The organism is Pseudomonas sp. P9_31 (assembly GCF_034008235.1).
GTDB lineage: Bacteria > Pseudomonadota > Gammaproteobacteria > Pseudomonadales > Pseudomonadaceae > Aquipseudomonas.
Genome location: NZ_CP125375.1, coordinates 3,797,435 through 3,820,762 on the forward strand (window position 1 = coordinate 3,797,435; position 23,328 = coordinate 3,820,762).

The 23,328-nt window shown below is 60.0% G+C and carries 22 protein-coding genes; 17 read left to right on the forward strand and 5 right to left on the reverse strand.

What is annotated here, in order from left to right; all coding sequences use genetic code 11:
• Positions 1-52 precede the first annotated feature (52 nt).
• Entirely contained in the window at positions 53-994 is a 942-nt protein-coding gene (locus QMK51_RS16630) for a proline iminopeptidase-family hydrolase (protein ID WP_258696235.1), read from the reverse strand.
• 93 nt (positions 995-1,087) lie between these two features.
• Positions 1,088-1,849, reverse strand: coding sequence for a LuxR family transcriptional regulator (locus QMK51_RS16635; RefSeq protein WP_320390949.1), 762 nt, complete (start codon positions 1,847-1,849; stop codon positions 1,088-1,090).
• 181 nt (positions 1,850-2,030) lie between these two features.
• On the opposite strand from QMK51_RS16635, the gene QMK51_RS16640 reads away from it, so the two are divergent.
• The 6 genes from QMK51_RS16640 to QMK51_RS16665 are packed head-to-tail and all read left to right on the forward strand — an operon-like array spanning position 2,031 to position 8,219.
• Positions 2,031-2,918: a proline iminopeptidase-family hydrolase gene (locus QMK51_RS16640; RefSeq protein WP_320390950.1), complete on the forward strand. Its 888-nt coding sequence runs from the start codon at positions 2,031-2,033 to the stop codon at positions 2,916-2,918.
• Between the two features lie 3 nt (positions 2,919-2,921).
• Entirely contained in the window at positions 2,922-3,869 is a 948-nt protein-coding gene (locus QMK51_RS16645; protein ID WP_320390951.1) for an ABC transporter permease, read from the forward strand.
• Positions 3,866-4,720: an ABC transporter permease gene (locus QMK51_RS16650; protein WP_320390952.1), complete on the forward strand. Its 855-nt coding sequence runs from the start codon at positions 3,866-3,868 to the stop codon at positions 4,718-4,720. The genes QMK51_RS16645 and QMK51_RS16650 overlap by 4 nt, the downstream gene beginning before the upstream one ends.
• Positions 4,717-5,703 (forward strand): ABC transporter ATP-binding protein, encoded by a 987-nt coding sequence (locus QMK51_RS16655; RefSeq protein WP_320390953.1) that lies wholly within the window; start codon positions 4,717-4,719, stop codon positions 5,701-5,703. The genes QMK51_RS16650 and QMK51_RS16655 overlap by 4 nt, the downstream gene beginning before the upstream one ends.
• Complete coding sequence (locus QMK51_RS16660; protein WP_258696241.1) at positions 5,700-6,671, forward strand: ABC transporter ATP-binding protein; 972 nt, start codon at positions 5,700-5,702, stop codon at positions 6,669-6,671. Before QMK51_RS16655 ends, QMK51_RS16660 begins: the two co-directional genes overlap by 4 nt.
• A 33-nt stretch (positions 6,672-6,704) precedes the next feature.
• Positions 6,705-8,219 carry an ABC transporter substrate-binding protein gene (locus QMK51_RS16665; protein WP_320390954.1) on the forward strand — a complete coding sequence of 505 codons (1,515 nt, stop codon included), beginning with the start codon at positions 6,705-6,707 and terminating at the stop codon, positions 8,217-8,219.
• A gap of 42 nt (positions 8,220-8,261) precedes the next feature.
• Here the strand turns inward: QMK51_RS16665 and QMK51_RS16670 are convergent, their stop codons facing one another.
• The gene (locus tag QMK51_RS16670; protein ID WP_320390955.1) at positions 8,262-9,233 is read right to left on the reverse strand and encodes a helix-turn-helix domain-containing GNAT family N-acetyltransferase; all 972 of its coding nucleotides are present in this window, start codon (positions 9,231-9,233) and stop codon (positions 8,262-8,264) included.
• A gap of 237 nt (positions 9,234-9,470) precedes the next feature.
• Here QMK51_RS16670 and QMK51_RS16675 point away from each other — a divergent pair, with 237 nt between their 5' ends.
• The 4 genes from QMK51_RS16675 to QMK51_RS16690 all read left to right on the forward strand — a co-directional run bounded on the left by QMK51_RS16675 (position 9,471) and on the right by QMK51_RS16690 (position 15,101).
• Positions 9,471-10,844 carry a glutamine synthetase family protein gene (locus QMK51_RS16675; protein ID WP_258696244.1) on the forward strand — a complete coding sequence of 458 codons (1,374 nt, stop codon included), beginning with the start codon at positions 9,471-9,473 and terminating at the stop codon, positions 10,842-10,844.
• 7 nt (positions 10,845-10,851) lie between these two features.
• The gene (locus tag QMK51_RS16680; protein ID WP_320390956.1) at positions 10,852-12,243 is read left to right on the forward strand and encodes an aldehyde dehydrogenase family protein; all 1,392 of its coding nucleotides are present in this window, start codon (positions 10,852-10,854) and stop codon (positions 12,241-12,243) included.
• Between the two features lie 3 nt (positions 12,244-12,246).
• On the forward strand, positions 12,247-13,407 hold the full coding sequence (locus QMK51_RS16685) for an iron-containing alcohol dehydrogenase (protein ID WP_320390957.1): 1,161 nt from the start codon (positions 12,247-12,249) through the stop codon (positions 13,405-13,407).
• 128 nt (positions 13,408-13,535) lie between these two features.
• Positions 13,536-15,101 (forward strand): amino acid permease, encoded by a 1,566-nt coding sequence (locus QMK51_RS16690; protein WP_320390958.1) that lies wholly within the window; start codon positions 13,536-13,538, stop codon positions 15,099-15,101.
• A gap of 58 nt (positions 15,102-15,159) precedes the next feature.
• Here the strand turns inward: QMK51_RS16690 and QMK51_RS16695 are convergent, their stop codons facing one another.
• A complete protein-coding gene (locus QMK51_RS16695) occupies positions 15,160-15,540 on the reverse strand; it encodes a RidA family protein (RefSeq protein ID WP_258696248.1) in 381 nt (126 codons plus the stop codon).
• Between the two features lie 682 nt (positions 15,541-16,222).
• On the opposite strand from QMK51_RS16695, the gene QMK51_RS16700 reads away from it, so the two are divergent.
• The 3 genes from QMK51_RS16700 (at position 16,223) to QMK51_RS16710 (ending at position 19,080) form a co-directional block, all read left to right on the forward strand.
• Complete coding sequence (locus tag QMK51_RS16700; RefSeq protein WP_258696249.1) at positions 16,223-16,582, forward strand: DUF6124 family protein; 360 nt, start codon at positions 16,223-16,225, stop codon at positions 16,580-16,582.
• A 204-nt stretch (positions 16,583-16,786) separates the two neighbouring features.
• Positions 16,787-17,458 carry a class I SAM-dependent methyltransferase gene (locus QMK51_RS16705; protein WP_320390959.1) on the forward strand — a complete coding sequence of 224 codons (672 nt, stop codon included), beginning with the start codon at positions 16,787-16,789 and terminating at the stop codon, positions 17,456-17,458.
• A 197-nt stretch (positions 17,459-17,655) separates the two neighbouring features.
• On the forward strand, positions 17,656-19,080 hold the full coding sequence (locus QMK51_RS16710) for a hypothetical protein (protein WP_320390960.1): 1,425 nt from the start codon (positions 17,656-17,658) through the stop codon (positions 19,078-19,080).
• Between the two features lie 26 nt (positions 19,081-19,106).
• Here the strand turns inward: QMK51_RS16710 and QMK51_RS16715 are convergent, their stop codons facing one another.
• Positions 19,107-19,652 carry a hypothetical protein gene (locus tag QMK51_RS16715; RefSeq protein ID WP_320390961.1) on the reverse strand — a complete coding sequence of 182 codons (546 nt, stop codon included), beginning with the start codon at positions 19,650-19,652 and terminating at the stop codon, positions 19,107-19,109.
• A gap of 409 nt (positions 19,653-20,061) precedes the next feature.
• On the opposite strand from QMK51_RS16715, the gene QMK51_RS16720 reads away from it, so the two are divergent.
• The 4 genes from QMK51_RS16720 to phnE are packed head-to-tail and all read left to right on the forward strand — an operon-like array spanning position 20,062 to position 23,292.
• The gene (locus QMK51_RS16720; protein WP_320390962.1) at positions 20,062-20,913 is read left to right on the forward strand and encodes a putative selenate ABC transporter substrate-binding protein; all 852 of its coding nucleotides are present in this window, start codon (positions 20,062-20,064) and stop codon (positions 20,911-20,913) included.
• Complete coding sequence (locus tag QMK51_RS16725) at positions 20,910-21,707, forward strand: phosphonate ABC transporter ATP-binding protein (protein WP_320390963.1); 798 nt, start codon at positions 20,910-20,912, stop codon at positions 21,705-21,707. The genes QMK51_RS16720 and QMK51_RS16725 overlap by 4 nt, the downstream gene beginning before the upstream one ends.
• Entirely contained in the window at positions 21,701-22,528 is an 828-nt protein-coding gene (locus QMK51_RS16730; protein WP_320390964.1) for a PhnE/PtxC family ABC transporter permease, read from the forward strand. Before QMK51_RS16725 ends, QMK51_RS16730 begins: the two co-directional genes overlap by 7 nt.
• Positions 22,525-23,292: a phosphonate ABC transporter, permease protein PhnE gene (gene phnE / locus QMK51_RS16735; RefSeq protein WP_320390965.1), complete on the forward strand. Its 768-nt coding sequence runs from the start codon at positions 22,525-22,527 to the stop codon at positions 23,290-23,292. Before QMK51_RS16730 ends, phnE begins: the two co-directional genes overlap by 4 nt.
• Positions 23,293-23,328 lie beyond the last annotated feature (36 nt).

A 23,328-nucleotide genomic window follows, 5' to 3' on the forward strand; every position in this document is an offset into this window, starting at 1 on the left:
AAATGGCGGGATTGGGGCAGCACACGTTCCAATCCCGCTCGGTAACGGCAAGTCAGAGCCGGGCGGCGGCAACAGGTGTTTGCCAGCCGTCCCCCTTCACGCACTCATCCAGAAACCTCACCACCGTCCCTATGCAGCCGACCCGCTCCTCGACATGAGGCATATGGCTGGAGTGCTCGAACAACGCCCAACGCACGTTCGGGACCTTCTCCAGATAGGGTTTGACCACCGTCGGTGTTGCTTCATCGTAGCGACCGGAAATCACCAACGTCGGTACGTTGATGTGCTGCAAGCGGTCGACAATGGTCCAGTCTTTCAGGCTGCCTATCACATGAAACTCCGTCGGCCCGCTCATGGCGTGGTAAACGGTGGGATCGGCATCGACCTGGGCAAAAGTACGCGCCACCTCATCGGGCCAGGGAATGACGCGACATACATGGTTGTCGTAAAAAACCCTTGAAGCTTCCTGATAGGCAGCCGCTTGAAAAGTCCCGGCCTGTTCGTGCTCCAGCAATGTTTCATGTACGCCGGCGGGCAGTAGCTTACGTAAACGGTTGGCCTCCTGAACCCAGACACGCATGTCCGAAGGGGAATTGGCGGCGATCAAGGCCCGTAGCCCCGCAGGTTGCCGTACGGCGTGTTCGCTGGCGAGCATGCCGCCCCAGGATTGCCCCAGGAGCGCGTAATTGTCGCTGATTTCCAGATGATCCAGCAGGTTGTCCAGCTCCTCGAGAAACAGCGCTACGTTCCAGAATGAGGCGTCTTTTTCCGGTAGGTGGGTCGAGCGGCCGTTACCCAGTTGATCGTAATGAACCACTGGATACCCACTCGCGGCGATGTCCTTGAACGCGTCGACGTAATCATGCGTGCAGCCCGGACCGCCATGCAGAATCACCAGTGGCGTGCTCTTACCGTCGAAGTGACCCGTGACGCGATACCAGGTCTGATAAAGACCAAAAGGTGCGAAGCCTTCGCGTATTCCGATAGATTCCATTTCTGCGTGCCTTCCCTGAAAAACCGTACGGCACACGATAGCGGGATCAGACCTTCGACATAACTAGAGAAATAGATAGGTTTTTGCCCTATTTCAGCTATCGAGCAACCGATAGTGGGTGGCCCGAACCACGGCCTGGACCCGGTTCTTGGCACCGAGTTTATGCATGGCCGAGGTCAGATGGAGGGTGATAGTGGCCAATGAGCGATTCAGTTGGTCGGCAATCTCTGCGCCGGTCAGGCCCTCAGCCGCCCATTTAAGGCACTCGCGTTCACGCTTGGTCAGGTGAATGGGAGGCGAATGAGCCTCCTTGCCCAGCAACGGATAGGCCGCTTCCTGCAAGGCGTGGGAAATCAGGCTGAAATCTGCCAGGGTCTGCCGGGCATCGCGCAGGACGCTGGCGCTGCTACCGATACGCAGCCCCGTCAAGGAAGCAAAACCGCCTCTGGGCAGATGAATCGGGACCGATACCCCACAGGTCATCTGCAAGTCTTCCAGATAGCTCACCACAGGTGCATGGGACTGACCGATGACCGGCTCCAGCAGGGTGTCAGTCCCGGGCTTGTAGGACCAGACAAAGGGTGAAACGCAATTGAGTGCCACCTGCTGAACAGGGTCGATCTGGTAGTAACCCTCGGTACACCAACGCGTATGCCAATCGGCTGGAGTGTTGCGCAGCTTGAGCACCGAGGGCGTGATCAACTTGCCTTCGTGGTCCAGCGGCACCGGGCTGTAGTCGTACACCAAGGCATCAAAGCCCAGCTCGTTGGCCAAGAGCAAGGCGCTGTCCATCTGCTCATCCAGGCTCTTGCCCGATAACAGACGGGGATTGAGGTCTGATAGCTTGGTCTGCATCCATTGTGCTCCCTAAACAATTTCAATCCTGAAATTCAGCACGTAGAATGCCACGCCTCGGCGAGGGACTGCCAGATGAAACCTATAACAAATACTAGCTTTTGGGCTCATGACTTACTCAGTAAGGTTGAGCCATTTGGCCAGCATCCGAACCGGTCAGCATCATAAAGGGAGTATTGCGATGTGGCGTGAAGTCGAACCGGATCAGCAATATAACGTCGAGGTCGACGGCCACAATCTGGTGGTCTACAGCTTTGGCGAGGGCGATGAAGTCCTGCTGTGCCTCAATGGCGGCCCGGGGCTTCCCTGCGATTATCTGCGTGACGCCCATGGCTGGCTCAAGGACAAGGGGCTGCGAGTTGTCGCCTTCGACCAGCTCGGTACTGGAGCGTCTGACAGACCCGAAGACCCGTCCCTCTGGGACATCACCCGTTATGTCGCTGAGGTGGAAACCGTCCGTCAGGCCCTCGACCTGGGCCGAGTGCATTTGATGGGGCACTCCTGGGGCGGCTGGCTGGCGATCGAATATGCCATTTACCACCCTCACGCAATCAAAACCCTGATTCTGGAAAACACCGTAGGCGATATCCCGCACCTGTCTCAGGAACTGGAGCGTCTGCGTGGCGCCCTGGGCAGCGAAACCGTGGCCATGATGCAACGCCATGAAGCCATGGGCACCCTCGATCACCCGCAATACCAAGCGGCTATTACCCTCCTCAACTACCGTCACGTCTGCCGCCTGGACGAATGGCCGGCACCCGTCACGCGCTCTCTGGGCGACTGGAACATGGGGCCCTACACGACCATGCAGGGGCCAAACGAGTTTCTCTACATCGGCAACCTGAAAAACTGGAACCGGCTCCAGGAAATGGCCGATTTCACGATGCCGGTGTTGATTACCACCGGCCAGCACGACGAACTGACGCCCGCCTGTGCAATGCGCATGAAAATGGCGCTCAAGGATGTCGAGTTGCATGTGTTCCCCAACAGCAGCCATATGCCGTTCTACGAAGAACCTCATGCCTACTTTCCGGTGTTGCTGGATTTCCTCCAGCGGCACCGAGGTTAGTCGATGAATCTGTCGCGTTACCGTTTCATCCTGTCACGGCCTCTGCAACTGCTGCCGGTGCTGTTCGGCATCAGCCTGATCACGTTTGTGCTGGTGCGTTCGATTCCAGGCGATCCGGCACGTGCCCTGCTCGGCTCTCGCAGTACGCCGGAGGGGCTGATCAGGATTCGCGCTCAGTTCGGCCTCGATCAGCCGCTGTGGATGCAGTATTTCTACTTTCTTGAAAATCTGTTCAAGGGCGATCTCGGCCAGTCGTTGCTGTACAAGATCGACGCCTTGAAGCTGATCAGCACACGAATCGAGCCCACGCTGTTTCTGGTGCTCGGCAGCGTGCTGCTGGCGCTGTTGATCGCCGTACCGCTGGCCACCGTTGCGGCCCGTAACAAGGGCGGCTGGGGCGACAATCTGATCCGCCTGTTCACCACCGCCGGCCTCGGCATGCCGGCGTTCTGGCTGGGGATCATGTTGATCCTGCTGTTCAGCGTGCAGCTGGGCTGGTTCCCGGTTTCCGGCTACGGCCGCAGCTGGCCGGACAAACTGCACCACATGCTCCTGCCCTGCCTGACCATTGCGCTGGCATTGTCGGCAGTGTTGGTGCGCAATCTGCGGGCGAGCATGCTGATGGAGTTGCAAGCCGACCACGTCACGGCGGCCCGAGCTCGCGGCCTGTCTGAAGACGCGGTGTTTCGTCGACACGTGCTGCCCAACTCGCTGGTTCCCGCGGTCAACTTGCTGGCGGTGAACATCGGCTGGCTGATCAGCGGCACGGTGGTCATCGAGAGCCTGTTCGCCATTCCCGGAATCGGCCAGTTACTGGTCCGTGGCATCTTCACCCGTGACTATATGGTGGTCCAGGGCGTGGCGATGGTGCTGGCCTGCGCCACCGTCGCAGTGAATTTTCTCGCCGATGTGGTCACGGTAGCGATCGATCCCCGGGTGAACATCCGATGAGCAGTCAGGCTACGATTGCCCCCCGCCTGAACCTCGGCTTCGGTTTACGCAACCGTCGTTTGGCAATGGGCCTGGGGTTGGCAATCCTGCTCGGCTGGCTGCTGCTGGCGATCTTCGCACCCTGGATCGCGCCCTTCGATCCAATCGCCCAGAACACTGATATCCGCCTGCTGGGGCCCAGCCTGGCCCACCCGTTCGGGACCGACAATTTTGGCCGCGACGTATTGTCTCGAGTGATCTGGGCGGCCCGCGTCGACTTGCAGCTGGCGGTCATCGGGGTGATCTTCCCGTTTTTGATCGGCACCTGTGTCGGGGCTTTGTCCGGCTACATCGGCGGGCGTTTCGACACCGTCTGCATGCGCCTGATCGATATCATCCTGGCCTTCCCGTTCCTGGTGTTGATGCTGGCGATCATGGCGATCCTCGGCCCCGGCCTGATGAGTTTCTATATCGCCATGGCACTGGTGGGCTGGGTGTCCTACGCACGGTTGATCCGCTCGCAGATCCTGATCCTCAAGGAAAGCGATTTTGCCCTGGCCGCCAAAAGCCTGGGTTTCGGCCATGGGCGCATTCTGTTTCGTCACTTGCTGCCGAACGCGATGTTCGGCTCGATCGTGTTTTCCATGTCCGATGCGGTGCTGGTGCTGCTCAACGGCGCGGCGGTCAGCTACCTCGGCCTCGGGGTTCAACCACCGACGGCCGAATGGGGCACGATGGTCGCCGAAGGCCAGAGTTTCATCACCTCCGCCTGGTGGATCTGCACCTTCCCGGGGTTGGCGATCGTCACCCTGGCCATGGGCTTCAGCCTGCTGGCCGACGCTGTCGCCGAGCACCTGGGTGAACACTCATGAGTACGCCGGTGCTGAAGGTCGAGGAACTGAGCGTCATTGCCCGTAACGGCGAACACGAGGTGACGCTGGTGGATCGCTTGTCATTCGACCTGGCCGAGGGTGAAATCCTCGGGTTGGTGGGTGAAAGCGGCTCCGGCAAAACCCTGGCCTGTCGCGGTTTGATGAGGCTGTTGCCGTCGCCGAATCTACGAGTGGAAGGCACAGCCGTGCAGCTGGCCGGGGAAAATCTGTTGCGTCTGGACGAAGCCGGCATGCGCCGCATGCGTGGGCGTCAATTGGGGATGATTTTCCAGAACCCCAATAGCCATCTCGATCCGTTGATGCGCATCGGCGAGCAGATTGGCGAAGGTATTCGTCTGCATCAGGGCGCCAGCAAGCCTGAAGCCCGCGCCCTGGCCATCGACGTGCTTCGGCAAGTGGGCATTCCCGATCCGCAGCGGCGGGTCGACAGTTACCCTCACGAATTTTCCGGTGGCATGCGTCAGCGGGCGATGATCGCCGTGGCCTTGGGTTGCAATCCGAACGTGCTGATCGCCGACGAACCGACCACCGCTCTCGACGTCACGGTGCAAGCGCAGATCCTGCGCCTGCTGCTCGATCTGCGCGACCAGCGTGGCCTGTCGATCATCATGATCACCCATGACCTGGGCGTCGTTGCCCAAACCTGCGACTCGATTGCAGTGATGTACGCCGGACGCTTGTGCGAGCACGGCAACAAACACGAGGTACTGGCCCATCCGCGCCATCCTTACACCGCTGGATTGATCGACTGTCAGCCAGCCACCAGTCACGGTCACGCATTGCTCAAAACCATTTCCGGACAACCGCCCCTGCTCGATGCCCTGCCCCATGGGTGTCGCTTCAATCCGCGCTGCCAGCAAACCGGCAGTCGATGCATGTCACTGATGCCGGACCTGCAAGCCGTTACTTGCGAACATCGCATCGCTTGCCATTACCCCTTGGCCGTCGGAGGCCGCTCATGACGCTGCTCAAGGTCAAGGATCTGCATGTGCGCTTCGCCGCGCCTGGCACTGGCCTGCTGGGCATGAACCGGCAATGGCTGACAGCGGTCAATGGCGTTTCGCTGACCCTCGCGGCCGGTGAAACCCTCGGGCTGGTCGGCGAGTCGGGCAGCGGTAAAAGCAGCCTGGGTCGGGCGATCCTGCACCTCAATGAGATTTTCGCCGGACAGGTGTTGTTCGATGGCGTCGACATGGCCCACGCCGGAAAAATCGACATCGAGAAGCTGCGTCATGAGACAGCGATGGTTTTTCAGGACCCTTACGCGGCCCTCAACCCACGCCTGAGCATCGGCCAGACCCTGGCGGAGGTGCTCCGGGTACAACGCAAGGTGCCAGAACCGCTGATTGCCGCACGAGTCGATGAGTTGCTGACCCTGGTCGGTCTGCGCCCCGAGTTGGCCAACCGCAAACCGCGTGCCTTGAGTGGTGGCCAGTGCCAGCGTGTCGGGATCGCCCGGGCGCTGGCCGTGGAACCGCGTCTGATCGTCGCCGATGAATGCGTGGCCGCGCTGGACGTGTCCATCCAGGGGCAGATCATCAACCTGCTGCTGGAGCTGCGCCAGCGCATGAATCTGGCGATTGTGTTCATCGCCCACGATCTGGCGATCGTTCGCCGGCTCTGTGATCGGGTGGCGGTGATGTACCTGGGCAAGATCGTCGAAGAAGGCCCGGTGGAAGAAGTATTCCGCTCCCCACGGCATCCTTATACCGCCGCACTGATCCAGTCGATTCCGGAAATCGACCCAACCCGGACGCTACCCAGCGACCCTCTGCCCGGTGAACCGCCCAGCCCTTTGCAACTGCCATCCGGATGCGCCTTTCACCCGCGCTGTCGCTACGTTCGTCCCACTTGTAGCCAGGTGGCGCCTCCTACACGTCAACTCGAAGCTCGCCGTTACGACTGCGTGCTCGAGGAGCCGCTGCTTTAAAAAACAACCCACTCATCAAGAAGGAGTTTGACCATGAGATCCAGGCATTTGAAATTGCTCGCCGCGGCCACGTTGACCGCTTGCACTCTAGCCAGCGGTATTGCTCAGGCGGCGGGTGTACTCACCATCGGTTGCCGTGAAGAAAGCACCACGTTCGACCCGATCAAGAGCGCGCAAAACCGCGATACCTGGGTGTTTTCCAATGTCTACGACACACTGGTCCGGGTAAACAAGGCCGGCAGCAAGATGGAGCCCGGTCTGGCTGAAAGCTGGAAAGTCTCCGACGACGGCCTGACCTACACATTCAAACTGCGCTCGGCGAAATTCTCCGACGGCTCGCCGATTACAGCCGATGATGCAGCGTTCAGCCTGCTGCGTATTCGCGATAACAAGGCCTCGCTATGGAGCGATGCCTACAAGCTGATCGACACGGCGAAAGCCGCCGATCCGCAGACTCTGGTGGTCACCCTGACCACCCCGTCGGTGCCGTTCCTCTCGCAACTGGCCTCGCCGACCGTGTCGATTCTCTCGCAAAAGGCCATGACCCGCATGGGCGAGGATGCCTATGCTCAGGAGCCTGTGGTGTCAGGGGCATTTTTTGTCAAAGAGTGGCTGCGTGGCGATCGCGTGAAGCTGGAGAAGAACCCGCACTTCTGGCAGGCCGACAAGGTCAACCTGGATGGCGTGGAGTGGATCTCCATTCCAGACGACAATACCCGGATGCTCAAGGTGCAGGCAGGCGAGCTGGACTCAGCGATTTTCGTACCGTTTTCGCGGGTCGATGCGCTGCGCAAGGATCCCAACCTGACCATCCACTCCGACCCTTCCACTCGGGAAGATCACCTGTTGATCAACCATGAACACGGATTGCTGGCCAAGCCTGAAGTACGTCAGGCACTGGACATGGCTATCAACAAGAAGTCGGTGGTCGATACCGTCACCTTCGGTCATGGTCAGGAGGCTTACTCCTACATCCCCAAGGGCTCGCTTTACCATTATGCAGACAACCTGAAGCGTCCGTTTGACCCGGCCAAAGCCAAGCAGATGCTGACCGATGCCGGCGCAGCGGGCATGAAGCTGAACTACGTGGTCAACGCCGGTAACGAAGCTGATGAGCAGATTGCCGTGCTGGTTCAACAGCAACTGGCAGCCGTCGGTGTGACCGCGACCCTGCAAAAGGTCGACCCGACCCAGAGCTGGCAGATGCTGGTCGACGGTGATTACGACCTGTCCGTGATGTACTGGACCAACGACATCCTCGACCCGGATCAGAAGACCACGTTCGTTCTGGGCCACGATACCAACATGAACTACATGACCCGCTACAAGAACGACAAGGTCAAGAATCTGGTGTCGGCTGCCCGGGTAGAAGCAGACCCGATCAAGCGTGAACAGGCCTATGTCGACTTGCAGAAGATAGCCAAACAGGACGTCAACTGGATCGACCTTTACTACAGCCCGTACATCAACATTTCGCGCAAGAACATCGAACACTTCCAGCAAAATCCACTGGGGCGTTTCTCTCTCGAGGAGACTGTAAAGAACTAAGGAGCGTTGCGCTGGAGCAAGCAGCTCCAGCGCAATCAGTGATTACCCATTCGAGCTCACGATTTTTTCAGCAGGTCGTACAAAACACTGCTCGATAACCGTTGCCCCCCACTGCTGCCCCTCTTGCTCCTGCTCCAATCTAAAACCAAAGTCTTCATACAGTTTACGAGCCACATCAAGGCCTTTGAACGTCCAAAGCCGCGTCGCGCAAAAGCCGTGTTCGTCACAAAACTTTATGGCTTCAGCCAACAAGCGTTTGCCTGCGCCCTTGCCTCGCGCCGAGTCATCAAGAATGAAACAGCGCAGAATCGCTTCACCGCCCTCTCCTTCGCCGTCTATAGCAATGGAGCCGACCATTCGCTGGCCGTCCAAAGCCACCCAAACCTCGTTGCGTGGATTGTGCAAACGCCCCATCAACTCCGCCATGTCCGATGCAACCAGACTCTTGAACGGCTGGCCGAAGTTCGAATGCCTTGCGTAGTAGTCGGCATGCATTTGCACAATGCGGCCGATGATTCCGGGTCGGTAGCCCCGCGCGATGTCCAGCTGCATCGGCGGTGGCGGCGCTGTACCGAGTCTGTGGGATTGCAGGGCGACGGCATAGTTGGCGATGCCCTCATTCACGGCCTGCTGTTGCTCGCTCGTCAGGTACGTCATGGCCGCGCCCACCTGCTCCCTGGCGAACGAATCAATCGCTCGCAGGGTCTTCTTGCCCTGCACCGTGAGTCGCAGTTTCTTTGAGCGCGCATCCTCCTCGTGTGGAATTTCTTCGATCTCGCCGGCCTCAATGAGCTTGCGCACCATCCGGCTCACGGAGGACTTTTCCAGGCCGAGAAGTTCCACAAGTTCCCCTGCCGTCAGCGAATTCCGTTCCCCAATCTCCACGATGGTGTGAACGGACGAAGGCGGATAGTCCGTCGCAGCCAGCGTGGCCTTCATGAACCCCAACTCTCGCACCAATAGACGCGACGCCGAACGGACTTGGTTAGTCAAGTCTGATTGAGAATGGATCATGGAAATCACCCCGAACGAAACGATCATTTAGTTGTATAGAACAACTAAATATTCGTCAATTGAGGCCGGTCCCTTTCTCGGTTTCGAGTCGCCAAAACTTGCACACAGCAGCAGTAGGCTAAGCTTTCAGCAGCTCATTGCTCACGATGCTCGCGTCTGCAGGTTTTGGTTTTTTCTGGAGAGCGTCTGCAACAGCTATCTCAGACAGGCCCAAACCTTTCATGCAGGACTGACGTGATGACCGAGCCTCTCCTCAGTTTCGAAGCACTCAAGCGCGCAGCTGCCGCCGGCGAAATCGATACCGTGCTGGTCTGCATGGTCGATATGCAGGGGCGGCTGGTCGGCAAGCGATTCCAGGTCGAGTTTTTCATCGACAGCGGTCATGAAGAAACCCACTGCTGCAATTACCTGCTGGCCGACGACATCGACATGGAACCGGTGCCGGGTTACGCCGCTGCCAGTTGGAGCAAAGGCTATGGCGATTTTGTGCTCAAACCCGACATGGCCACGTTGCGTCGCGTGCCGTGGCTGGAATGCACGGCGCTGGTGCTCTGCGACGTGCTCGATCATCACCACAGAAAAGACCTGCCCCACAGCCCGCGGGCGATCCTGAAAAAACAAGTCGAGCGACTGCGCGAGCGCGGCTATACCGGCATGTTCGCCTCTGAGCTGGAGTTCTATCTGTTCGACGAAAGTTACCAGGCGATCCACGAACGCAACTACCACCAGCCGAAGACCGCCGGCCACTACATCGAGGATTACAACATCCTGCAGACCACCCGCGAGGAGCCGGTGCTGCGGGCGATTCGCAAACATTTGCAGGCATCCGGCATTCCGGTGGAAAACTCCAAGGGCGAATGGGGGCCGGGCCAGGAAGAAATCAACATCCGTTACGCCGATGCCATGACCATGGCCGACCACCACGTCATCATCAAACACGCCTGCAAAGAGATCGCGCAACTGCAGGGCAAGGCGATTACGTTCATGGCCAAGTGGCGCTATGACGCCGCCGGTTCCAGCAGCCATATCCACAATTCGCTGTGGGACAAGAATGCCAAGAAGCCGCTGTTCTTCGACCCAAAAGCTGAGTTCGGCATGTCGAAACTGATGCGTTCCTGGGTGGCCGGGCAGCTCAAATACGCCAACGACATCACCTGTTTTCTCGCGCCCTATATCAATTCGTACAAGCGCTTTCAGGCCGGCACCTTCGCGCCGACGCGGGCAGTCTGGAGCCGGGACAATCGCACCGCGGGCTTTCGTTTGTGCGCCGAAGGCAGCAAGGCCATCCGCATCGAATGCCGCATCGGCGGTGCCGACCTCAACCCCTACCTGGCCTTCGCCGCCTTGATCGCCGCGGGCCTGGCCGGCATCGACGAGAAGCTCGAGCTCGCGCCACCCTTCGAGGGCGATGCCTACGTCGATGAGCAGTTGCCTGAGGTGTCGAAAACCCTGCGCGAGGCCTGCGCCGCCCTCAAAGCTTCGAGCATGTTGCGCGAGGCGTTCGGCGATGAAGTGATCGACCACTACGTGCACACCGCCGACTGGGAACAGAAAGAGTACGACCGACGGATAACCGACTGGGAACTGCAGCGCGGCTTCGAGCGCTATTGAGTACGCTATGACTGCGACAGTGCAACTCATCTCACCGGTCGATGGCCGGGTCTACGCCGAACGCCAGTGTGCCAATGCGGTACAGATCGAGCAGGCGCTGGTGGCGGCCGCAACCGCCCAGGCGCAATGGAAACGCCGGCCACTGAGCGAACGTGCCGCCTTTTGCAACGCTGCCGTGGACGCGATGCTGGCGATGCAAGCCGAGATCGTGCCGGAACTGGCCTGGCAAATGGGCCGCCCGGTTCACTTTGGCGCTGGCGAATTACGCGGGTTTGAAGAACGTGCCCGGCACATGATCGCCATCGCGCCTGAAGCTTTAGCAACGCTGGAGCCCGCGCCTGTTGCGGGTTTTCAGCGCTATATCAAACGCGAGCCGCTGGGTACGGTGCTGGTCGTCGCACCGTGGAATTACCCCTATCTGACGGCAGTGAATACGATCATCCCGGCGCTGATGGCGGGCAACAGCGTCATTCTCAAACACGCCTCGCAAACCCTGCTGGTCGGCGAACGGTTCGCCGAGGCCTTTCGCCGCGCCCATCTGCCTGAAGGACTGTTCCATAACCTGGTGCTTAGCCATGTCTATACCGCGGCGATCATTACCTCCGGACGCGTGCAGCAGGTGAACTTCACCGGCTCTGTCGATGGCGGCACGGCCATGGAACACGCGGCCGTCGGAGGTTTCCTCGGCATGGGGCTGGAGCTTGGCGGCAAAGACCCGGCCTACGTCCGGGCAGACGCCAACCTTGAGCATGCGGTGGAGAATCTGGTGGACGGCAGCTTCTTCAACTCCGGGCAGAGCTGCTGCGCCGTCGAACGTATTTATGTCGATAAAAAAATCTACCCGGCGTTTGTCGAGCGCTTCGCCGCCTTGACCCGCCAATACGTGCTGGGCAACCCACTGGACGAAGCCACCACGCTCGGCCCGCTGGTCACACCGGGTGCCGCTGAGTTCGTTCGCAGGCAGATCGCCGATGCACTGGCACAAGGGGCCAGGGCACTGATCGATCCCAAGGACTTTCTCGCCGACGCACCGGGCAGCGCCTACCTCGCACCGCAGGTATTGGTGGACGTCACCCATCAAATGGCGGTGATGCGCGAGGAAAGTTTCGGCCCGGTGGTCGGCATCATGCCGGTGGCCAGCGACGACGAAGCCATCGCCTTGATGAACGACAGTGAGTTCGGGCTCAGCGCCTCGATCTGGACCCAGGATCTGACCGCCGCCGAACGGATCGGCAACGAGATCGCCACCGGCACCGTGTTCATGAACCGCTGCGATTATCTGGACCCGGCCCTGGCCTGGACCGGAGTGAAGAACAGCGGGCGCGGCATAACGCTGTCGCGCCTTGGCTATGAACACCTGACCCGCGCGAAATCCTTTCATCTGCGCCACGAGATCTGAGCCATGAGCCTGACCGCGAACTGGAACTACCCCACGAGCATCCGCTTCGGTGTCGGCCGCATCGCCGAGCTGGCCGAGGTCTGCCGCAGTCAAAATATCCAGCGACCGCTGCTGGTCACCGACAGTGGCCTGGCGCGTGCGCCGATCGCCACGGCGGTGCTGGAATCCTTGCGCGCTGCCGGCCTCGGTGTAGCGCTGTTTTCTGACCTCAAGCCCAATCCGGTTGAAGCCAACCTCGCGGGAGGGCTCGACGCCTGGCGCGCCGGCCAACACGATGGCGTGGTCGCCTTTGGCGGTGGCAGCGGCCTGGACATGGGCAAGCTCATTGCCTTCATGAGCGGCCAGATCCGACCGGTCTGGGATTTCGAAGACATCGGCGACTACTGGACACGCGCCGACGAAGGCAACATCGCCCCGATCATTGCGGTGCCAACCACCGCAGGCACCGGTTCCGAGGTGGGCCGTGCAGCGGTGATCATCGACGAGCGTACACACACCAAACGCATCATTTTCCATCCGAAGATGATGCCGCGTGTGGTCATCAGCGACCCGGCCCTCACCATCGGCATGCCGGCAAAGGTCACCGCCGGCACCGGCATGGATGCGTTTTCCCATTGCCTGGAATCGTACTGCGCTCCCGGTTTTCATCCCATGGCTGAAGGTATCGCGGTGGAAGGCATGCGGCTGGTAGCCAATGCCCTGGTACGGGCGGTACACACCCCCTCCGACCTCGACGCGCGCGCGCAAATGCTGGCGGCGGCCGCGATGGGTGCCACCGCTTTCCAGAAAGGCCTGGGGGGAATGCACGCCCTCTCGCATCCGGTGGGCGCCCTGTACGACACCCACCACGGCATGACCAATGCCACCTTCATGCCCTATGTGCTGAAGTTCAATCGCCCGGCCATCGAGGAACGCATCACCCGTCTGGCGGCTTATCTGCGCTTGCCCTCCCCGGGCTTCGACAGCTTCCTGGCCTTCGTCCTCAAGCTGCGCAAGGACATCGGCGTACCCCATACGTTATTTGAGCTAGGGGTGGATGATCAGCAGGCCGATCTGATCGCGGACATGGCGATTGTCGACCCCTGCGCCGGCGGCAATCCGCTGCCGTTGACACGAAATGGCGCGGCAGAAATTTTCGCAGCGGCTTATCACGGTCGTCTTTAGAACGGCCACCGCATGGATGGTTTTTATCCATTAGACGCAGGAGCAGTAAGACAGGGGGTTGAAGACAGTCCCATTCGGCAACGCATAACGCGGATGGCTATGTATCAAAACCTGACAAGGCACACATTATGAGTCCTGTAAGCCAACCCGGCGCCACCGCGCCACAAGACGACGACCTCAAGGTGTTGCACAGCATGGGCTATGCCCAGCAACTCTCGCGACGCATGGGCGTTTTCTCCAACTTCGCCATTTCCTTTTCGATCATCTGCATCCTCTCGGGTGGCATCAACTCGCTGGCACAGGGCACCTCGGGTGCAGGCGGCGCGGCAATCGGCATCGGCTGGCCACTGGGCTGCCTGATTTCCGGGGTTTTCGCCATGGCCATGGCGCAGATTTCCTCGGCCTACCCGACCGCTGGCGGCCTCTATCACTGGGGTTCGATTCTCGGTAACCGCTTCACCGGCTGGCTGACGGCCTGGTTCAACCTGTTGGGATTGATCACGGTGCTCGGCGCGATCAACGTCGGCACTTATTACTTCTTTTTCGGAGCCTTCGGACCGGCCCTGGGCATGCAAGACACGATCACCACACGGGTCATTTTCCTGGCGATCCTGACCGGCATCCAGGCCTTGTGTAACCACTTCGGCATCGGCCTGACCGCCAAGCTCACCGACTTCTCGGGCTATTTGATCTTCGCCACGGCAACCGCGCTGACCATCGTCTGCCTGATCGCCGCGCCCAGCTATGAGTTCGTCCGCCTGGTGACCTTCAGCAACTACTCCGGCGCGGCCGGCGGCAACGTCTGGCCACAAGTGTCGAACGGCTGGATTTTCATGCTCGGCCTGCTCCTGCCGATCTACACCATCACCGGCTATGACGCCTCCGCGCATACTTCTGAAGAGACCCACAAGGCTGCCGTGTCGGTCCCGCTCGGGATGGTCACGTCGGTGGCCTGGTCGTTGCTGTTCGGCTGGGTCATGCTCTGCTCGTTTGTACTGATGTTGCCGAGCATGGATGAGGCCGCCAAGCAGGGCTGGAATGTATTCTTCTGGGCGATGGACAGCCAGGTGAACCCGGCTATCAAAATGGCGCTTTATGTGGCGATTTTCATCTCGCAGTTTCTCTGCGGGCTGGCGACCGTGACCTCGGTCTCACGCATGATCTTCGCCTTCTCCCGTGACGGCGGCCTGCCCTTCTCCAAAGCACTGGCCACGGTCTCACCGAGCCATCGCAGCCCGGTGGCGGCAATCTGGACCGGTGCCACGCTCGCGGTGCTGTTCGTCTGGGGATCGTCGCTGGTATCGATCGGCGAAACGCCGGTGTACACGATCGTGGTCTCTTGTACGGTGATCTTCCTGTTCTTCTCTTTCATCATTCCCATCGTGCTGGGGCTGTTTACCTACGGGACTGCGAAGTGGCCGACCATGGGACCATGGAACATGGGGCGCGCGTTGTACTCGTTGTTCGCCATCCTCTCGATCCTCTCGATGGTGCTGATCTTTGCCATCGGCATCCAGCCACCGAACGATTGGGCGCTGTACATCACGCTCGGTTTTCTGATTCTGACGGCAATCATCTGGTTCGCCTTTGAAGCCCGACGCTTCCAGGGCCCGCCCGTGGGCGAGATGATCATCAAGCGTCAGGCAGAAATTGCCGCGGTTGAAGAGGCGTTGAATAAACAAGCGGGAAGCTGATCGCGACAGCCATGCAAAGCAGGGCCGCTGAGCAGGGCCGCCGGATAGGTCCACGGACTCAGCCCTTGGCCGCCATCGCGGTGACTTCCACGCGCATGCCTTCGACTGCCAGGGCAGCCACGCCAACGGCGGCGCGAACCGGCCAGGGCTTGGCGAAAAAGCGCTGGTAGACCTCGTTGAAGGCAGCGCGGTCGGCCATGTCGGTGAGGTAGATGGTCAGATGCAGAACCCGGTCCATGGAACTGCCGGCACGCTCCAGCGCTACCTTGAGCGCCTGCAGGGTGCACTCGCTCTGCAGGGCGATGTCGCCCAGCTCCAGGCTGCCGTCGGCGCGGGTGGGGATCTGGGTGGAGACCAGCAGGCCGCCGAAACCGGCGACGTCGGAGGAGATGGATTCCGCATCCGGATCGGGGAGGAAAGTGAGGTCGTGGTTAGCCATGGGGGTCTCTCGCTTGAGGTGGTAAAGGGACGGTCGCGGGCCCGGTCAGCCAAGCCCGCTGAAGCCTTCAATGAGGCAACGCTTTTTTGCGCGGCCAGTTTACAACTCCATCGTCGGGCCGTTCGTGAATTAGCTCGAAAACCTGGAAGGCAAGCAGACGAGCAGTACGATAGCCATTACAGAAACTGACGATAGAAACGGGTCAGTTTCTCGCCGGCGGGCCCCACGTATCGTGACTTGTCGTACACATGCCTTGCACAACCTGGATGATGAAGGAGATTTCCCTGTAGGAGCAGCCTTCGGCAGCTCCTACAGGGGGATTTCGGGTGTATGGGAGAGCGTGTTTAATCAGTGTCAGTGTTACTTCCTGCAAGCTACAGCGTCTTGCGCCGTTGCCTACAACTACGCCAGAATCCGCCGGCTTGTGCGCCTTGGCCCTGGCCTCTATCGTTTCCCTGCCACTGCCCATCAGTGGTCGGGTTTAGTAGCCCAGAGGTGTTAGTAAGGTGTACGAGCTCCATTCAGTCAGGTCTTTCTATTCCTGCACTTGATGGTGGTTGTACGCAGGGCGCCCTTGGGCGCGCCGGTTTTGCTAACTCCTCCGGTCTACTAACCTGCGTACAGCCGCCTCCCTTCTTTTAGTAGAGAAGTGCTAGCGGCTCCATTTTAGGAGTTGCAAACTATGTTCAAAGTAACACCCAATCCACCGGACACCGATCCGGCATCCCCATACGAATCCACCCATTCAAAAAAGCTCAACGAAGCCGCTGAACGCGCGCTCGATCATTACCTCAAGCCCCCCAAAGAACCCGCTGCGGCCCGTAAACCGAGCACGATGTTTATCGTCGCGCCCGGTGTCGATTCGGAAAGCCTGCTGGCCCACGCCTGTGAGTCGTTGGCATCGGCGAGTGTCATGGCCAGTGATATCGCGGGTCTGCTGGAAGGGCCGCAACGCAATACGATGCTGGCGCTGCAACAGGTCATCATGCTGGGCGAACTGGCAGTGAACCGGGTGCTGGACAATATCGATCCGCAGGCTTAATAGCTTCGACTGTTGAAAAAAACGGCCTTAACCAAGGCCGTTTTTTTATGGAACGCCCATTAGCCGGCATCGCAAGCTTGTTGACGTTTGCCGGGGCGCCTTCGCACCGTTCGTGCGCCGTTTACAGGTAAAACGTCACCGACAAGCTCCGCTCCACCTGCGCTTGTCCTATCCTTCCATCCAACCCCCACTCCGGACATCGAAATGCCTGCCTCCGACTCCAACCTCCTCCAAAGCTGGCACAACAACGCCCAATCCTGGATCGAAGCCATTCGCACCGGCACTATCGAAAGCCGCCTCAACGTCACCGACCAGGCAATCCTGCTGGCGGTGCTAAGCCGCCAACCCGAGCGCGTGCTCGACCTGGGATGCGGCGAGGGCTGGCTGTTGCGTGCGCTGGCTGAACGGGCCATCCAGGTGGTGGGTGTGGATGGCGATGCGACGCTGGTTGAGGCGGCGCGGGCGGCGGGCTCTTCGCGGGTGCATTTGGCGAGCTATGAAGCGTTGGTGGCGGCGAAGGTGGACATCGGCAGCGACTACGACCTGATCTGCGCCAACTTCGCCCTGCTGCACCAGGACATCATCCCTCTGCTCGCCGCCATGAACGCCCTGCTCGCCCCTGGCGGCGCGCTGGTGATCCAGACGCTGCATCCGTGGACCGCGGCAGCGGGCGACTATCAGGATGGTTGGCGCAAAGAGACCTTCGCTGGGTTCAAGGGGCAGTGGCAACCCATGCCGTGGTACTTCCGCACCCTGTCCAGTTGGCTCAATGCGCTGGACTTGGCCGGTTTTCGACTGGCCGGCTTGCAGGAGCCGCAGCACCCGCAAAGCCCTGTGCCGCAGTCGTTGCTGTTGGTGGCCGAGCGACGGGGGTGAGCCCCACACCTGGTTTAGTGGCGTGGCTGTTGAAGGGCCAAAGTTACAGTTCGCCACAAGCGGACACTTGAACACGCCTGCAAGGGTGGGCGACTCAAAGCGCCCCCTCCACGCTCAGGTGTCGAATCCGTGGACCCTAGCAGGTCGCCAAATAGTAGCTAATCTTCACCTGCCCTCCCCTGCAAAGGACTGCAATCATGAGCCGGCTTGAGCTACTGAGCAGAAATATCGGTCTCGCCATTCTGCTCGCCACGGCATCACTGGTAGCGCATGCACAATGCACTTTTCCTCCTTCGGCAAGTTCCGCTTACGATCCAGATGCAAACGCAGGTGCAGGCGCCATTCATTTGCCTTGGCGTACGGACTTGCCAAGCGCTCCTGGAACTTCCGTATTTGCCTGGCAAGGGGTGAGGTTCGAATCTGACTGGCGCGACTATATGGCTGCGTTTCTTAAAGAGATTCGCGCCAGCGGTATCCACATCGACCAGCGCCGACTGACGATGAATCCAAATGCAGAGTGGTGGATCGTGCCGTGGATGGACTACAGCCTCAATGGTCGTGAACGTCTCAACGGCCTGACCGCAGAGCGCGGCCCGGACCCAGGGGATCTTTCGAAAACCTCAGGCAATGGCATCCAGACGTGGGCGGTGGGTTGGTACAACCGCCCGGGCGCGTACGCAATCGGTCAAATTTTCAAGGATCCTTGCAACCCCCAAGCCCCAGCGACTTTTGCTTTTCCCGCTCAGTCTGCTTCATTCAAATTCCTCTTCACCACTGCGGATGTCGGGCAAGTGCCGTACCTCGAAGGCTCACCTGAGATCGACGCCTACATAAACCCCGAGGGTGACCCGCGTGGTGAAAAGGCTGGAGTCAATGGCCGAGAACCGAGGCCAATGCGATTGCTGCAAGTCGACATCGCAGTAAAAGACCCGAACGCGAAGGACACCGGGTGGGTAATGGGGACTTTTGTTTGGCGCAAACCCTTGAGCCCCGACGGTTTCAAAGGAGATTGGCTGCTCGACAACCTGGTTCCCGTCGGTCTCATGTGGGGGAATGATCCAGGAGCCCTGGATCCGGTCTGGAACAAAACGACCACCCTCAGCCAGAGCAAAATCAACCAGGAGCTGCGCGGTGTGGTTTGGTCAGCATCCGAAGCCGATTGGCCGCAGCGACCCTATCCGGGTTTTCAGGGGCGTCTGAATGGCCCGGCGGATAATCCTCGCTCGTCATGCCTTGCGTGCCACGCGGCCGCCCAGTGGCGTCGCGACCAGCCTTTGGTGGACTCGTTCAAGCTGGATTCAAGTTTTACACCGGAAAAAGTCCGAGCCCACGTCAGCAAGTTTTTCATGAATACCCAAGGCGGAACACGCCATCCGGGTTCAATGGTGGGTAACCCCCTCGACTACTCACTGCAACTCGAAGCGGCATTCGATCGCATTTGCCGGGCCTGCAGCGATCAGAAACTCCAGGCTAGGACCCCGGACATTTGCAAAGTACCGCAGGTGCGTAACCGCGGCACAATCGTGACACGAGACACTTGTGAGGCATCACCGGTAGTCAATTTTTTCAAGACATTCGTAAAACCCGAGGCGCTTAGCGAGACGCCTTACCCGCGACAGTAAGATCAGCACCGCACTGGAATCTGAAATCAATCGGTCGGAATATTGGCCGCAACGTACTGGATCACCTCTTCAAGCGTGTCTATGTCTGGAGCATTGCTCACTAACGCTTCCGGACAGCACCATGGGTAATCCAGATGCGATACCCACTCCATGATGCAGTCCAGATCAGTCGCTGGCAGGGTTTTCATGTGCTCAATGGTGATAGTGAGCCTCTGGACAAGTCCCGACTCGGGGCTGAACTGCCATTCATACAGACCGCAACCGACCCGGGCTTCACCGGAGTGCTTGTCGGACATGCCGACCAGCCATTTGCACTGGAATGTTTTGGCCTGCGGTTCAGGTTGGCCTCCCAGGCAAAAGGTATAGACGTTTTCGAAGGTCTGCCCGAATCGGCTGACCAGCACATCACCGATAGGTCCAAGGCCTTCAACGTGGGGTGGAAACGAGATGGATCCGGTGTGCACGACCATGTCCAATATCGCGTCTGACGCAAAGGCCTTGCGCAATAAATGTGGACGGTTGCCGTCCTTGGCTTTTATGTACTGTCGAATCGATAGTTGAGCAGTGTTCATTGTTTGTCCGTCGCATCCATACTTGGTTGAGAGCCGCCTCATACGAGGATCACATGACTATTCCATGTGACCCTGTACGCCTTTACAAAGCACTATTCCATAAATCCGTCACCTGCATGGTGGGTGTCTCAGATTTTGTGTAAACGGAATTTCTGTTAAACCGCACCACCGCTCCCACAGGATTTTCGTCGCGCCTTTAAGTCCACTGTATTACGCAGGCGAGCTGGAGCAAGCTCCCTCGCCACATGTATAGTGTTCGGCTCGTCATTTGCTGCCCTTCGCAATAAACAGCAATAGCCCAAAAGCAGTCAACTTCGCTCCATTTCGGCTACCCTCAAAAAGCGCCACGCAGCAATCACGGTGTGTTTGGCGCCTCGACATTCTTCCGTAAATGCACCGGAGATCTTCCATGCTCAAGCGTACCCTGACAGTGGCCGTCGGCTTGATCCTGTCTTTTGGCACCCTGCTGGCGCAAGCCGCCGACACCCTGAAAGTCAGCGCGATTCCCGATGAAGCCCCGACCGAACTGCTGCGCAAGTTCAAGCCACTTGGCGCCTATCTGGAACAACAATTGGGCATGAAGGTCGAGTTCGTGCCCGTGAGCGACTATCCGGCCGTGGTCGAGGCGCTGGCCACCGACCGCATCGACCTGGCCTGGCTGGGCGGCTTCACGTTCGTGCAGGCACGCCTGAAAACCGGCAATGCCATTCCGCTGGTACAGCGCGAACAGGACGCCCAATTCACCAGCAAATTCATCACCGCCGACCCGGCCGTCAAGTCCCTCGCCGATCTCAAGGGCAAGACCTTTGCATTCGGCTCGGTGTCCTCCACGTCCGGCAGTCTGATGCCGCGCTATTTCATGCTCAAGGAGGGCATCAAGCCGGAAAGCTACTTCAGTCGCGTAGGCTATTCCGGTGCCCATGACGCCACTGTCGCCTGGGTCCAGGCCGGCAAGGTGGACGCCGGGGTGCTCAACGCCAGCGTGTGGGAAAAACTGGTCGCCGCCGGCAAGGTCGATACCACCAAGGTCAAGGTGTTTTCGACCACTCCGGCGTACTTCGACTACAACTGGACGGTGCGCGGAACCCTCGACCCGGCGCTGGCGGCCAAGATAAAGGCTGCGTTCCTGGCGCTCGATCCGGCGAACCCGAAAGACAAGGAAATTCTGGATCTGCAGGCCGCCAGCCGATTCATCGAAACCAAGCCTGAGAACTACAAGGGCATCGAGGAAGCCGCACGCGCCGCCGAACTGCTCAAATGACATTGCATCTGACCCAGGTCAGCCTTACCCACGCCAACGGCGTCCAGGCGCTGCGTGGCGTGGACCTGCACATCGGGGCACGCGAACAGGTCGCCATCATTGGTCCGTCCGGTGCGGGTAAATCGAGCTTGCTCCATCTGCTGGCCACCGCCCTGCGTCCGGGCAAAGGCGAGCTGCAGGTGCTCGGCGAGCGCGTCTGGCAGCTTTCTGCCCGTCAGCGTCAGCGGCTGCGTGCTCGCATCGGCCTGATCCATCAGGCGCCTCCCCTGCCCCCGCGCCAGCGCGTGGTCACCGCGGTGCTGGCCGGCAAGCTGGGTCAGTGGGGGCTGGGCAAGAGCCTGCTGAACCTGCTGCATCCGCTGGATATTCCGGGCGCACGCGCGGCATTGACCAGGCTGGACCTGAGTGACAAGTTATTCGCGCATTGCCAACAACTGTCCGGTGGACAGCTACAGCGCGTGGGCATTGCCCGCGTGTTGTATCAAGCACCCGAGGTGTTGCTCGCCGATGAGCCGGTATCGGCCATGGACCCGGTGTTGGCCCAGCACACGCTTTCGGTGCTCTGTCGCCATGCCCGGCAGCACAACGTCACCCTGGTCGCCAGCCTGCATGCGGTGGAGCTGGCCCTGGCGCACTTTTCGCGCATCATCGGCTTGCGTGATGGACAGATCCTGTTCGACCTTCCGGCCAGCGAAGTCGACCACGAGTTGCTCGACAAGCTCTACGCCAACGAACAACTGCAATCCCCACCGATTGCCCCGCCGCCCTTGAGTGTGCAGATTCCCCGATGCTGACGTCTGGCACTCGCGATCCGGCCGCCCTGCCCCGTCTGCTGCTCAGCCTGCTGGCCCTTGCCCTGTTGTGGCCCGGCATCCGCTTCAGCGAGTTGGACCTCAGTGTGCTGGTGGCGAGTGACAGTCAGAGTGAGATGGGCCGGTTTGTATCCGCCTTCTGGCCACCGGCCCATGGCGAGGCGTTCATCCAGCTATTGTTGCAAGCCACCCTGCAGACCCTGGCCATCGCCACGGCCGGCATGGCCCTGGCGTTGCTGGTGGCAGTCCCCGCCGGCCTGCTCGCCAGTCGTGCTCTGTCGCTGTCTGCTGCCTCCCGGGCCGGCCACCCGAGCTATTGGGGCCAACTGCTGCGTTGGCCCATACGCGGTTTACTGATCTTTCTGCGCAGCGTGCCGGAAATCGTCTGGGCCCTGCTGTTCGTGCGCGCCGTCGGCCTCGGCCCGACGGCCGGGGTTCTGGCCATTGCCATCACCTACAGCGGCATGCTGGGCAAGGTCTACGCGGAAATTTTCGAGTCGGTCGACCAGCGTCCGGTCCACGCGCTACTGCAGTCCGGCAGCGGTCGGCTCGCAGCCTTTTGTTACGGAATCCTGCCCAATGTCGCTGCCGAGTTGCTGTCGTACACGGTGTATCGCTGGGAATGCGCAATCCGCGCCTCGGTGGTGATGGGCTTCGTCGGTGCCGGCGGCCTGGGCCAGCAAATGGATCTGTCGTTGCGCATGTTCGCCGGTGGTGAAGTGGCCAGTCTGTTGCTGACGTTCCTCGTCCTGGTGCTGCTCGCCGATCAACTCAGCCGCCTGCTGCGCTGGAGGCTGACATGAATCGTTTGTTCAACCTGGCACTGCTCCTGTGTATTGGCACAGCGGTCGTCACCTCGTTCATCTATCTGGGCATCGACCTCGGCGAACTCGGTGGCACCGGCAACCTGAAGCAAATGGGCGCTTATGCCCAGCGTTTTCTCAGCCCGGACCTGAGCTTGGGGCATCTGCAAGCCATCGGCCACGGTGCCCTGGAAACCCTTGCCATGTCTGCCCTTGGCACCCTGCTCGCGGCGGTATTCGGCCTGCTGTTGGCATTGCCCGCGGCCGGACGCTACGGCTGGCCTTTGCAGAGCGCGTCACGTCTGGTGCTCAACGCCTTGCGCGCAGTGCCGGAACTGGTGTGGGCCGCGTTGATGGTCCTGGCCGCCGGGCTCGGCCCCAACGCCGGTACCCTGGCATTAGCCCTGCACACCACCGGCGTGCTCGGCCGGTTGTTCGCCGAAGCACTGGAAAACACCCCACCCGAACCCGCCGACGCCATCCGTTTGCAAGGTGCCAATGCCGTATGGGCTTTCTGTTACGGCACGCTACCCAACCTGTTGCCACAGCTTCTGGCCTACATTCTGTATCGCTGGGAAAACAATATCCGCATGGCCAGTGTGCTCGGCTTCGTCGGCGCCGGTGGTTTGGGGCAAATGCTCTATGTCAGCCTCAGCCTGTTCCAGGAAGCTCAAGCGAGCACGGTTATTCTGGCCATGCTGTTGCTGGTATTGGCTGTCGATACATTGAGCAGCTGGAGCCGTCAGCGTTGGGTCAAGGCTTGAGTGCAGCGCCGTAGCAACACAAAATTCGTTCCCGCG